Below are 12631 nucleotides of genomic sequence, written 5' to 3'. Positions count from 1 at the left end.
AAGGCGCAGACCAGATGCGCATAGGCTGATGTGGAATGGTCATCCCTGCCCTCCTATCTTTGCTCAAGACTCAAAATGCGGAGGATGAGCAATGGGTTTGCTAGTCGATGGGACATGGCATGATACCTGGTACGATACTAAGTCCACCGGTGGGGCGTTCAAACGCAGCGCCGCGCAGTTTCGCAACTGGCTAACGGCTGATGGCAGCGCTGGACCATCTGGTAAGGCCGGGTTCAAGGCGGAACCAGATCGCTATCATCTCTATGTCTCTTACGCCTGCCCTTGGGCACATCGCACATTGATCTTCCGCGAGCTCAAAGGGCTGCGTGATCTGATCCCCATCTCAGTCGTGCATCCGGACATGCTGGACAAAGGTTGGACGTTCGAGACAGACGATCACGGGGAAACGGGCGATGGCCTCTATGGCTTCGATTTCGCCCATCAGATCTATAGCAAGGCCAATCCCGTCTACTCCGGTCGTGTTACAGTTCCGATCCTTTGGGACAAACATCAAGAGACAATCGTGTCAAACGAAAGCTCGGAAATCATCCGCATGTTCAACGCGGCTTTCGACGGGATCACCGGCAACACAGATGATTATTGGCCCGAAGAGATGCGCGATCAGATCGAAGAGGTCAACGCTCGCATCTATTCTGACGTCAACAATGGCGTCTACAAATCTGGCTTTGCCACCTCGCAAGAGGCTTACGATGCCGCCGTAGGTCCGTTGTTCGACACACTGGATTGGCTCGAAGACCGCCTAAGCCGAAATCGCTATTTGATGGGGGATCGCGTGACCGAGGCGGACTGGCGCTTATTCACAACCCTGATCCGGTTCGATCCGGTCTATCACTTGCATTTCAAGTGCAACAAGCGCCGGCTGGTCGATTACCCGAACCTTTGGGCCTATACCCGCGAGCTATACCAATGGCCCGGAGTCGTACAGACGGTGAATATGAACCACATCGTGCGGCACTATCATTATAGCCACGACAGCATCAATCCGCACCGGATCATCCCGGTGAACCCGGTGCTGGACTACATGGAACCGCATGGCCGAAATCAGCGGCCTGCCGCGTAATGTTCCACCATTGCCGCCAGATCCTCTGGCGGCGTGCCACTTTGCACATAGGCACAGGCATTGGGGCTATGGGCAAAGATCGACCCGTCTGAGAAGAACGTTGTGTTGGTGACAAAGATCACGCGCGCCTCGGGGCGACGATAGCTGGCAAAGTCAGCCACAGCCAAGGCACTGCCGCTTTCCAGCACCAGATCCAGCACGATAATGTCAAACGCCGTGCCATAGAGCGCAAGGATCGCAGCCTCTTGCCCTGTGACCAGTTCAACATCTGCACCTTGTCTTTCAAGATGTCTTTTCCAGACCCGACCAAGGTCGGGGTTACTCTCAACAATCAGAACTTTCATTTGCAACAACCTCGGCACTTGGTATGGTGAGTGGTGCCGACCCCCGTGGTCTGTGATCCCGTTATTTCCTTAACAAAGTGTTAACGACACCAGCGACACGCGCTGATCACGCGGATTTGCTTGTCAAAACGGCAAAAATCCGCTTGAAGCAAGGCGAATTCGGCGTTTGAGGCTTGAGGCGCGATGACTGAAAACATGTTGAATCCGCGCGCCGAACGCGACCATGGCGGCGGGCTGGATCAGGCGATCAGGCACTATGGCGGCACCCGCAGTGATTGGATAGACCTGTCGACCGGTATCAACCCACACCCATATGACCTGCCAGCCTTCCATCCCGAAGATTGGGCCCAATTGCCCGATCATGGCGCTTTTGAACGGCTCTGTGAGGCAGCGCGGAGCTTTTGGAATGTGCCTGAAACTGCACATATACTGCCTGCCCCCGGTGCATCCGCTGTGATTGCACGCCTACCCGCGCTTGCGCGCTTTGGGCGGGTGCAAATCACGACGCCTACCTATAACGAGCATGCTGCTGCCTTTGCCGCGCAAGGCTGGCAGGTCCAGGAAGACGGGTCGGCCGATGCGCGCGTTCTGGTGCACCCGAACAACCCAGACGGACGCCTCTGGCGCGAAGAGGATGCCAATGCGCCCTTGACCGTGATTGATGAAAGCTTCTGCGACGTGAGCCCAGAGGCGTCTCTGATCCGGTTATCCGCCCGCCCAGGTGTCGTCGTCCTAAAGAGCTTTGGCAAATTCTGGGGCCTGGCTGGGCTGCGGTTGGGCTTTGCGATCGGTCAGCCTGACATGATCTCTCAGCTCAACGACCTAACCGGTCCCTGGGCCGTGTCCGGCCCGGCATTGCGAACAGGTACCGCAGCTTTGCAAGACGGAAGCTGGGCTGAGGAAACACGCGCAAAATTGGCCGCCAGTGCCAACCGTCTGGACGCCTTGCTTATGAACAGGGGCGCGCAGCTGGTCGGCGGCACGACGCTGTTTCGGCTGTATCGGGTTGACAACGCGCAGGTCTGGCAGGACCGTTTGGCGCGCGGCCATATCTGGAGCCGCATCTTCCCCTATTCTGACACCTATCTGCGCCTTGGACTGCCCCCATCAGACGGATGGGGCCGGCTGGAAAACGCATTATGAGCATCGCGTTTGTGCTGGCCTGCGCCATGGTACTGGACGCGGCACTGGGCGAACCCGATTGGCTCTGGTCCCGCGTGCGCCACCCTGCGGTGATCATGGGGAAAGCGGTTGCTACGCTTGATAAGACCCTGAATCACGACCGTTACCGCCGTCTGAAAGGCGTGGGAGCCTTGATCTTACTGATCGGCCTAGCTGGCCTGTTGGGCTGGGCGCTTGCCCAGCTTGGTCCGGTTGCCGAAGGGGTCATTTGCGCCATCCTAATGGCGCAGAACTCACTTGTTTCGCATGTGCGGGCCGTGGGCAATGGGCTTCAACAATCGGTGGAGGCAGGTCGGGCCAAGGTCGCCATGATCGTATCCCGCGATACGACGAATATGACGGAGGCCCAAATCGCCCGTTCTGCCATCGAAAGCGCGGCCGAGAACCTGAGTGACGGGGTCATCGCCCCTGCCTTCTGGTTCCTGATTGGCGGCTTGCCTGGGCTGTTGATCTACAAAATCGTCAACACCGCCGACAGCATGATCGGCTACCGCACGGAAAAGCACCGCGCATTCGGATGGGCCTCGGCCCGGTTCGACGATCTGCTGAACCTGATCCCGGCACGGCTGACCTGTCTGATGATCATCGCTCTGTCGGGCCAATGGTCCCGCTGGTCCGAGATCATCGCAGATGCGCGTCGCCATATCTCACCCAATGCGGGATGGCCTGAGGCTGCAATGGCGCGGGCCCTGAACATCGCATTGGCTGGGCCGCGCAGCTATGATGGACAGCTCCGCGATCTGGCCTGGGTAAACGGAAACGCCGAGCGTGAGATCGGAGCTGAGGAGATTTTCCGCGCATGTACCATCTTGTGGCGGGTCTGGGGGCTTGCACTCGGCCTTCTGTCAGTGTGGGTTGGGATCACGCTTAATTTCTGAAGGACGTCCGATGCGTTTGTTGCCCTCTCTGTTCGCCGCCGCCCTGTTTGCAGCACCTGCCTTTGCCCAATGCGGTGGCGGTTTCAACCAATTCGTAAACGGGCTGAAATCCGAAGCCGCGCAACAGGGCTTTGATCAGGCCACGGTGAATGCCTTCTTTCAAGGCGTCCAAAAGGACCCAGCGGTGCTACGCGCTGACCGGGCTCAGGGGGTGTTTCAGAAACCTTTCATCGATTTCTCACGCCGCCTGATTTCGCAAAACCGGATCGACCGGGGGCAATCCATGTCGCGCAAATACGACGCGGTGTTTGACCGGATCGAGCGTGACTACGGCGTTTCACGAGGCGTTTTGCTGGCTTTCTGGGCATTCGAGACCGACTACGGCGCGGTTCAGGGTGATTTCAACACCCGCAACGCGCTGGTCACCCTGGCCCATGATTGTCGTCGCCCCGATTTGTTCCGGCCACAAGTTTTTGCGGCAATCGAGCTATTCAGCCAAGGCAATTTCGACCCGAACCGCACCACCGGGGCCTGGGCCGGTGAAATCGGCATGGTGCAAATGCTGCCGCAAGACATTCTGGACAATGGCGTCGACGGCGATGGCGATGGCAAGGTTTCCCTAAAAACATCGGCTCCCGATGCGTTGGTGTCCGGTGGCAAGATGCTGTCACATCTGGGCTGGCAACCGGGCCAGCCTTGGCTGCAGGAGGTGACTGTGCCTGCCCAGATGGACTGGTCCCTATCTGGCCCCGGCAAATCACGTTCAATCGCGGATTGGCAGGCGATGGGCGTCCAGGCGCGCACTGGGTCTCTGGCCAACCTGCCCGCATCGCTGATCCTGCCACAGGGGCACAAAGGGCCTGCCTTTCTCGCCTATCCAAATTTCGACGTCTATTTCGAATGGAATCAGAGCTTTGTCTATGTGCTGACCGCCGCCTATTTCGGCACCCGACTTGAAGGCGGTCAAATCTATGACGCAGGCAACCCTCCTGCGGGGTTGTCGGGCGCGCAGATGAAACAGCTGCAAACCAAATTGCAAGCCAATGGCTATGACGTCGGCAAGATCGACGGCATTCTAGGCGCGGGTACGCGCGCCGCGGTACAGGCTGAACAAGAGCGGTTAGGGCTACCCGCGGATGCGTGGCCAACCGCAGACCTACTGAACCGGCTGTAACAGGCTAGCCTTAGGCAACCTCGACCTGATCTAAGGCCTCGAACGGCCTGAACGAGTGTGTCCTGACCAAGGACCCCTCGGTTTCAATCGCCGTATTGGATTGGATTTCGATCCAACCCTCATTGTTTCCGTCCAACGGCTCGGATGAGATGATGATGCCATCCTTACATGTTCGGTAGTGCAGACTGGGCGCGTATTTGTCTGACGCATAGCGTGCCGCATATACGCGTTCGCCGTCTGACCAGCATGCCGCGAACCTCATATACGGCAGAACTTTATGCCGGCTGGACACCAGCTCAACCCGCGCAACGGCGCGTGCCATCGCACCAATCGGATCCGTTTCCAGCCCTTCACCATGCGCGATCAAGAAAATGGCTTCGCTTTCTGTAGCCCCAAACCGCTGCCCGTATAGATGCGCCGGAATCATCGCATCCAGTTCCTGCCGTATCAGATCATGCCCACCCGCCTGACCGTTATGCATAAAGCTCCAGCGACCGACACCAAAAGGGTGGCAGTTGTTCCGGGACGTGGCTGTGCCAGTAGAGGCGCGTACATGGGCCAGAAAAAGCCGTGACTGTGTGTGATGCGCCAGCTGTTTCAGGTTGGCGTCCGACCAGGCCGGGTGCGTGTCTTTGTAAAAGCAAGGCATCTTTCGGTCTGAATACCAAGCAAGGCCAAACCCATCCGCATTGATCGGCGTCTTTCCGATCAGGGCATTGCGGCTTTGGATGACAAGAGATTGCTCTTGCTCCAGCACCAGTTCATCAAGATATCGCTGCTTGCCGACCCAAGCCAAAAACCGACACATCTGATCACTTTCTTCACCATTCGAGTTGAGGGAAGATTATCAAAGCATTACGCAGATTTTTTTCGGTTTTGCCTTACGAATTTCCTCTTCCTTCAATCATATGATCTTCCAAGAAGTTAAAAGTGGGTCAATTACTTCGGTCGAACCGGATATCGATCGCCTTTTTGATCAATCAGGATCAATCGCTCGCCATTGCGCACATACAGATCACACCGGTCAAACCCATTGCGGTAGGCGATGCAGACACTGCCATCTTCAGCAATGGAGTATGTCCCAAACGCCGCGTCGCCGCTGGAGTAGGTGTAGGAATACGCCCCACCCGCCGAAAATCTCGCCTGACCATCATCATAGAAGGTCAGCGTTTGGCCAGCCAGGGCATCCAGTTCGTCGGAAGACAGCGGGACGTCATCGGATTTGGTGGGCCAATCGGCGGCAAAGACCGGGCTGGCAGCGATAAGGGCGGGGATCAGAATGCGTTTCATAAGGCCAAGCTAGCGCGATAATCCCGACATGATCGTAACGATCCGGTGAGGGATCTAGGCGACCATCTGCTCAGCCTTCTTCAGATCGACCGAGACCAGCTGGCTGACGCCCTGTTCCTGCATGGTCACACCAAACAACCGATCCATCCGCGCCATCGTCACCGCATGGTGTGTGATGATCAGGAAACGCGTATCAGTCTGGCGGCACATCTCATCCAGAAGGTCACAGAATCGCGTCACGTTGGCATCGTCCAGCGGCGCGTCAACCTCGTCCAGAACACAGATCGGCGCCGGGTTCGCGAGGAAAACACCAAAGATCAGCGCAGTTGCAGTCAGGGTCTGCTCGCCGCCCGACAGCAGGCTGAGGGTCGAGAGTTTCTTGCCCGGTGGCTGGCACATGATCTCAAGGCCTGCATCCAGCGGATCGTCGCTTTCGACCATAACCAGATTGGCCTCACCGCCGCCAAACAGGTGCTTGAACAGCATTGCGAAGTTTGAGTTCACCTGTTCGAATGCAGTCAACAGACGCTCGCGCCCTTCACGGTTCAGGCTGGCAATACCGCTGCGCAGAGCCTTGATCGCCTCTTCCAAATCAGACTTTTCGGTGTTGAGCGTGTCGAACTCTTCCTGAACCTCTTTGCTGTCCTCTTCGGCCCGCAGGTTCACCGCGCCCATCGCATCGCGCTGACGCTTGTGGCGGTTGACCTCAGCCTCCAGCGCATCGGCGGCTGGCATCTGATCAGGGTTCACATCCAGCTGGTTCAACAATTGGTTCGGCGTCAGTTGCTGATCTTCTGCGATCCGCTCAGCCGCCGTGACAACGCTTTCCTTGGCCGCGTCACAACGCGCCTCGGCAGCCGCTCGGATTTCGCGCGCTTCCGAGGCCGCACGTTCCGCCTCACGTTCGGCCATCACAACCTCGCGCTGCTGGGTTTCAGCTGCGGCCAGTTTGTCGGCAGCTTCAACCCGGCGGGCTTCGGCGGTTTCGATCAGAGTGTTCAGCTCTTCGCGCGCCTCGGCAATTTCACTCGGCGCGGCGGTAGCCTCAGTCAGTTCTAGCTCAGAGCTTTCCTTGCGCTCAGCCAATTCGGAAATGCGTTTCTCGGCCGTTTCCAGACGATGCCGCCATCCGCTAAGGTCCTTGGTGACTTCCTGCGAGCGCCGTGTCCGGGCGTCACCTTCGCGGCGAAGTTCGTCATGGGACGAACGATGAGTCAGCATGGTAATGCGCGCCGCCTCGACCGTCTGTTTGATGTCTTCAACCTGCGCCCGCGCGCTGTCGAGGTCGCCCAACCCGGTCAAAGCGCCTTCGGCCTCGCGCAATTGGGCGCGGGCGGCCATGGCGTCCTCTTTATGGCGATCCACAGCCAGTGTCAGGGTCTCAAGCTTGCCTTGCGCCAGGTTACGGTCTGCCTCTGCCCGGCTTAGCTGTCGGGCGGTTTCGGCCATACGCTGATCGGCTGCCCGGCGCGCCTCGCGCGCACGGCGGTCGGCTTCGGTCACCTCTGCCAGTTGTTTTGACAGGGCCTCATGTGCCGCGCGCGCGCCATCGGCTTGTGCTTCGATCCGCGCAAGCTCTTGCTTAAGCGCTTCCAGCTTGTTCAGCTGTTCCAACCGCAGAGCCGCCGCGCTTGGAGCATCCTCAGCCCAGGCGCGGAACCCGTCCCAACGCCACAGATCGCCCGACCGAGAAACCAATCGCTGGCCGGGTTTCAACTGGGCCTGCAAACGCGCGCCCTGATCCGCATCCACCAGCCCGATCTGCGTGATCCGGCGGCTCAAGCGATCCGGCCCGTTAATATGCAAGGCCAAGGGTTCTGCCCCCTCGGGCAGCGGCTGGTCACTATCGTACCCCGCCATCGGAACCCAGCCGGATGGTCCATCGCCTTCGACCAGTGGCGCACGCAAATCGTCGGCCAGTGCGGCACCCAAGGCTTTTTCATAGCCCGGCGCCACGCGCAGCAAGTCCAACACTTGACCGCCCTCAGCCGTGTCGCGTTCGACCAGCTTGGCCAGCGCCATGGTTTCAGCGCGGATCGCGCCCAACTCCCCTTCGGCCTCGGACCGTTGCGCCCGCGCTTCGGCTTCACGCGCCTGTGTTTCCGAGCGTTTCTCATCCGCTGCCGTCAACGCCTGTTCGGCCGCATCTGCCGCCGCGCGGGCCTCGTTCTCTCCGACCTGCGCTGTTACAAAGGCTTCACTAGCGCGGGTCAGGACCTGCTTGGCATCATCTACCGCGACGCGCGCTTTTTCTTCTTCGCCTTCGGACCGGGTCAGGGTTTTACGGCTGTCTTCGACCAAACGCTGCGCCGATTGGTAACGAGCAACCAGCCGAGCCATGTCTTCAGTTTCTTGTGACAGATGATCTTCACGCTGCTGCAAAACGGTGGCAGCTTCGCGGGCAACCTCGGCGGCCTGAGACACCTTCTCGTCATAGCCCTCAGCGGCTTTTGCAAGCTCGCGGGCCTCCCATTCCAGCCGTTCGATCATCTCGCCCGCATCCCGGTTCAGGCCGGATTCGCGTTCGATATCGTTGCCCAACTGCTTGATCCGGTTGGTCAGTGTCTCAATCGTCTGGCGCGCGCGGGTTTCCTGATCGGACAGTTGATCGCGCTGAACCTGCTGACGTTGCAACACCGCAGCGGCAATGGCTTCTTCTTCGCGCAACGGTGGCAGTGTCTCCTCGATCTGAGCCCGCTTTGCCCCGGCTTCGCGGGCAGCCGCTTCGGCGCGTGAGGCTTCGGTGATCCGCTCACGCAGTTTGTCCTCAGCCGCCTGGCGCGCCATATCAGCCTCTTTCCAGCGGCGGTACAGCAGCATGCCTTCGGCCTGACGCAGCAGTTCTCCGATCTCGCGATACCGGGCAGCCTGTCGGGCCTGGCGTGCAAGCTGTGACAGTTGTCCACCCAACTGTTCCAATACGTCATCGACGCGGGTCAGGTTGGCCTCGGTACCTTTCAGCTTCAGCTCGGCCTCGTGACGACGTTGATAGAGGCCCGAGATCCCGGCCGCCTCTTCCAGGATACGACGGCGCGCCCGAGGTTTCGCGTTGATCAGTTCGGCAATGCGGTTCTGCCCCACCAGCGCTGGCGAATGCGCACCAGTTGAGGCATCCGCAAACAGCATCTGCACATCGCGCGCTCGTACATCTTTCCCATTGGTCTTGTAGGCGCTGCCTACATCGCGGGTGATGCGGCGCACGATTTCAAGCTGGTCGCTTTCATTGAAACCCGATGGCGCGAGGCGTTCTGAATTGTCCATCGTCAGGACAACCTCGGCAAAATTGCGCGCGGGCCGCGTGGCCGCCCCGGCAAAGATCACATCTTCCATCGCGCCACCGCGCATGGATTTGGGACGGTTTTCGCCCATTACCCAACGCAAAGCTTCGAGAAGATTGGATTTGCCGCAACCATTCGGACCCACCACACCAGTCAACCCGTCCGCGATGATCAGATCAGTCGGGTCAACGAAGCTTTTGAAGCCGGTCAGTTTGAGTTTGCTAAAGCGCAATGGCTGCTCTTTGGATGATTCCTATGGATAAGAAGTCTGCGCAACGGATCACGGAGGTGTCAACGTGAATGCGCAGGATATGGCATATTGCGGCGAGTTATCCACAATATCTTGCCAAAATACGAGGTGAAACCCGTGTTTCAATACGGCGTGCACTCGAACACTTCGTAGGCATAGCCACTGGATGCGCCGTAATTTACGCATTCGTAATTGGGGCGTGAGATTGTTGTCAGCAGCAAACGCTTACCTGCCTCACGGTCACAGCCCAACACTCCAACCGTGACAGCGGCATCGCCCAGCACATCCAAAATAGGACAACCAGACACCTGCGCCATGGCAAGGGCAGCCCGATCCCGGATTGGTCCCAACCGAGGCGCATATTGAGCGTTCAGGCGGACCGCTTCGGCCAGTTCCCCGCGCACACGTACATCGAACACGCTGCCATTGACTGATATGCGCGTCGCAGGCAGATCGCGGAAATGAGGCGTGCCAGCCGAACAGGCCGCCAGCAGCAAAGGGGCAAGATACCGGATCATGCCCGTAGGATTGCAGAGTATTGGTTAACAGAACCTTTCCGCACTCAAGCGCGCAGCACGACACCCAAGCGGCGAATACCCTCACGGATCGTGTCTTCGTTGGAATTCGAAAAACTCAGCCGGATCGTATTGGCACCGCTTCCGTCAGGGAAAAAGGCCCGACCGGGAACAAAAGCGACCTTCTCCGTCTCCAATGCTCTCTCTAACAATGTGGCGCCATCGATATCTGAGGGCAAAGTCAGCCAAACGAACATACCCCCTTCGGGCCGGGTCCACTGAACACCTTCTGGCATATGCTGTTCCAGCGCCGCCAACATCGCGTCGCGGCGCGCCTGATAGGCCGCACGGACCTTGGGGATATGCGTGTCGAAACAGGTCTCAGCCACATGGTGCACCGCCATCTGGTTGATGGTTGCCGAGTGCAGATCGGCAGCTTGTTTCAACAGTACCATCTGCGAAATGATCGGTTTGGCCGCTACTACCCACCCCATACGTAGCCCCGGTGATAGTGTTTTTGAGAAACTGCCGCAGTAAATCGTGCGGCACGCTTCAATCGTTCCTTTGCGCGCAAGCTCCAGCGCCAGGATTGACGGTATGGACTCCCCATCATAGCGCAACGCTTGATAGGCCCCGTCCTCGATGATCGCACAATCAAGCTCCTCTGCCTGATCAAGCAACGCCTCGCGGCCGCGCAGATCAACGGTTTCCCCCGTCGGGTTTGAAAAGTCGGGCGACAGATAGGCGAACTTCACGGCCCCATCGCCGGCAGCATCCCGATATTCCACCGCGCCGCGATTGCCCTGAGGGTCAAGCCGGTCAAAACGTGGTTCATAGGCGTCAAAGGCGTTAATCGCTCCCAAATAGGTCGGCCAGCCAACCAACGCCGTATCACCAGGAGACAGGAATAGCTTGCCCAGATAATCCAACGCTTGCTGCGAACCGGAGGTGATCAGGATGTTGTCAACATCACACTCCACACCGATCCCGCGCATATGATCCGCCAGCCATTCACGCAACGGGGCATACCCTTCGCTGACCGAATATTGCAGCGCCTGCGCCTGCTTCTCAGGTCCGAGTGCGTTCTGGAACGCCTCTGCAAATGCGTCCCCCGGAAACAGGTCCGGATCTGGAATGCCCCCCGCAAAAGAAATAATGCCCGGTTGGCCCAGCAGCTTCAGCAACTCACGGATTTCGGATGCCTTCATCCTTGATGTGCGGGTGGCGTATAGCTGATCCATCTATCTGGGCCTCCTCTGCCCCAGCGCGCAGATTAGGCACCTCACCCTCTAAGTCAATAATACTGACCTATTGTTTCAAACACCGTGATCAGCTTGAACGCCGCCATCAATCGTGGTCAATTGACTTGACCAATTTTGGAACGTCTATGCCTTTTCAAAAAGTTCAGACCGAAAAACTATCTCTGGCCGTCGTTCGCCAGATCGAGTTGCTGATCCTGCGCGGCATCCTACGCCCGGGTGAGCGCTTGCCGTCCGAGCGCGAGCTGGCAGAGCGAATGGGCGTATCACGCCCTTCATTGCGGGACGCCATTTCAAACTTGCAAGAACAGGGGCTACTGACACCCAAAGCCGGGTCAGGGATCTATGTTGCCGAAGTGCTGGGGTCGGCATTTTCACCGGCCTTAATTCGTCTGTTCAGCAGCCATGATGAAGCTGTGTTCGACTACTTGTCCTTTCGCCGTGACATGGAGGGTTTGGCTGCGGAACGTGCGGCACGCTTGGGATCCGACAGTGATTTGAAAGTGGTTCAGACGATATTCGACCGGATGCAATCCGCACATGATCGCAACGCCCCCGAGGACGAGGCACAACTGGATGCTGAATTTCACATGGCGATCATCGAGGCCAGCCACAACGTGGTTATGCTGCATATGATGCGATCGATGTATGATCTGCTGCGCCAAGGCGTATTCTACAATCGCCAGATGATGTTCCAGCAACGCGCCACGCGCGATGCTTTGCTGGATCAGCACAGGGCGATCAATGCAGCCCTTCAAAGCCGTGACCCGGATGCAGCGCGCGTTGCAGTCGAACTGCATCTGGATTTTGTCGAGCGCTGCATGCAGGATCAGCAGAAGGCCGTGCGCAACGAAGAGATCGCCCAGCAGAGGTTGAAGCACGAGACTGGAGAGGCTTGATGTTCATCGGGCATCTGCCGGGGGCTTATCTGATCTTCCGGGCTACTGCGCCAAACCTTGGCAAACTTGCTTTCACAGCCGCAATGATCGGGGCCGTCGCACCCGATATCGATATGCTTTGGTTCTATCTTATCGATGATCGAGGGCATCACCATCATTCCTATCTGACCCACCGCCCGATCATCTGGGCGGGCTTTCTGCTGGCGGGTCTGCTGATCCGACAATGGCAATATCGGGTCGGGACATTTCTAACCTTCCTCGGCGCCGGCGGTCTGGTTCACCTGCTGCTGGATTCAATCACGGGTGAAGTTGCCTGGTTGTGGCCGTTTTCGAACGCCACTTACCCATTGGTAACGGTACAGACGACACATTCTCATTGGATATTGTCTTTTCTCAATCATTGGACGTTCAAGGTTGAGATCCTGATCACCGTGGTCGCTCTGATCGTGCTTGTGGCGAGGTGGCGCAGATCACTGTGAAA

12 protein-coding genes are annotated in these 12631 nt (G+C 58.2%); 6 read left to right on the top strand and 6 right to left on the bottom strand.

What is annotated here, in order from left to right; all coding sequences use genetic code 11:
• The first annotated feature begins 91 nt into the window (after positions 1 to 91).
• On the top strand, positions 92 to 1081 hold the full coding sequence (locus tag ABLN87_RS19075) for a glutathione S-transferase family protein (protein WP_353013334.1): 990 nt from the start codon (positions 92 to 94) through the stop codon (positions 1079 to 1081).
• On the opposite strand, the gene ABLN87_RS19070 is transcribed toward ABLN87_RS19075, so the two are convergent.
• Entirely contained in the window at positions 1063 to 1425 is a 363-nt protein-coding gene (locus ABLN87_RS19070; RefSeq protein ID WP_353013332.1) for a response regulator transcription factor, read from the bottom strand. The genes ABLN87_RS19075 and ABLN87_RS19070 overlap by 19 nt on opposite strands.
• A 183-nt stretch (positions 1426 to 1608) precedes the next feature.
• Here ABLN87_RS19070 and cobD point away from each other — a divergent pair, with 183 nt between their 5' ends.
• From cobD to ABLN87_RS19055, 3 genes are read left to right on the top strand one after another with little or no spacing between them, the layout of a single operon-like run.
• Positions 1609 to 2568, top strand: coding sequence for a threonine-phosphate decarboxylase CobD (gene cobD / locus ABLN87_RS19065; RefSeq protein ID WP_353013330.1), 960 nt, complete (start codon positions 1609 to 1611; stop codon positions 2566 to 2568).
• A complete protein-coding gene (cbiB, locus tag ABLN87_RS19060) occupies positions 2565 to 3485 on the top strand; it encodes an adenosylcobinamide-phosphate synthase CbiB (RefSeq protein WP_353013328.1) in 921 nt (306 codons plus the stop codon). Before cobD ends, cbiB begins: the two co-directional genes overlap by 4 nt.
• Positions 3486 to 3495: 10 nt before the next feature.
• A complete protein-coding gene (locus ABLN87_RS19055; protein WP_353013326.1) occupies positions 3496 to 4659 on the top strand; it encodes a lytic murein transglycosylase in 1164 nt (387 codons plus the stop codon).
• Positions 4660 to 4669: 10 nt separating this feature from the next.
• On the opposite strand, the gene ABLN87_RS19050 is transcribed toward ABLN87_RS19055, so the two are convergent.
• The 5 genes from ABLN87_RS19050 to ABLN87_RS19030 all read right to left on the bottom strand — a co-directional run bounded on the left by ABLN87_RS19050 (position 4670) and on the right by ABLN87_RS19030 (position 11233).
• Positions 4670 to 5467, bottom strand: a complete 798-nt coding sequence (locus tag ABLN87_RS19050) for a class II glutamine amidotransferase (protein WP_353013324.1) — start codon at positions 5465 to 5467, stop codon at positions 4670 to 4672.
• 131 nt (positions 5468 to 5598) lie between these two features.
• Positions 5599 to 5949, bottom strand: coding sequence for a hypothetical protein (locus ABLN87_RS19045; protein WP_353013322.1), 351 nt, complete (start codon positions 5947 to 5949; stop codon positions 5599 to 5601).
• Positions 5950 to 6003: 54 nt separating this feature from the next.
• The gene (locus tag ABLN87_RS19040) at positions 6004 to 9459 is read right to left on the bottom strand and encodes a chromosome segregation SMC family protein (RefSeq protein WP_353013321.1); all 3456 of its coding nucleotides are present in this window, start codon (positions 9457 to 9459) and stop codon (positions 6004 to 6006) included.
• 140 nt (positions 9460 to 9599) lie between these two features.
• Positions 9600 to 9995 (bottom strand): hypothetical protein, encoded by a 396-nt coding sequence (locus ABLN87_RS19035; RefSeq protein WP_353013319.1) that lies wholly within the window; start codon positions 9993 to 9995, stop codon positions 9600 to 9602.
• Positions 9996 to 10039: 44 nt separating this feature from the next.
• Positions 10040 to 11233 carry a PLP-dependent aminotransferase family protein gene (locus ABLN87_RS19030; protein ID WP_353013318.1) on the bottom strand — a complete coding sequence of 398 codons (1194 nt, stop codon included), beginning with the start codon at positions 11231 to 11233 and terminating at the stop codon, positions 10040 to 10042.
• A gap of 146 nt (positions 11234 to 11379) precedes the next feature.
• Between ABLN87_RS19030 and ABLN87_RS19025 the strand changes: the two genes are divergently transcribed.
• Both ABLN87_RS19025 and ABLN87_RS19020 read left to right on the top strand, forming a co-directional pair.
• Complete coding sequence (locus tag ABLN87_RS19025) at positions 11380 to 12150, top strand: FadR/GntR family transcriptional regulator (protein ID WP_353013316.1); 771 nt, start codon at positions 11380 to 11382, stop codon at positions 12148 to 12150.
• Positions 12150 to 12629 (top strand): metal-dependent hydrolase, encoded by a 480-nt coding sequence (locus ABLN87_RS19020; protein ID WP_353013315.1) that lies wholly within the window; start codon positions 12150 to 12152, stop codon positions 12627 to 12629. The genes ABLN87_RS19025 and ABLN87_RS19020 overlap by 1 nt, the downstream gene beginning before the upstream one ends.
• Positions 12630 to 12631: the final 2 nt, after the last annotated feature.

The organism is Ruegeria sp. SCP10, from assembly GCF_040329495.1.
In the GTDB taxonomy this organism is placed as follows: Bacteria; Pseudomonadota; Alphaproteobacteria; order Rhodobacterales; family Rhodobacteraceae; genus Ruegeria.
Note: the sequence above shows the minus strand (reverse complement) of the source record. Positions and strands in the feature narration are given on the sequence as shown.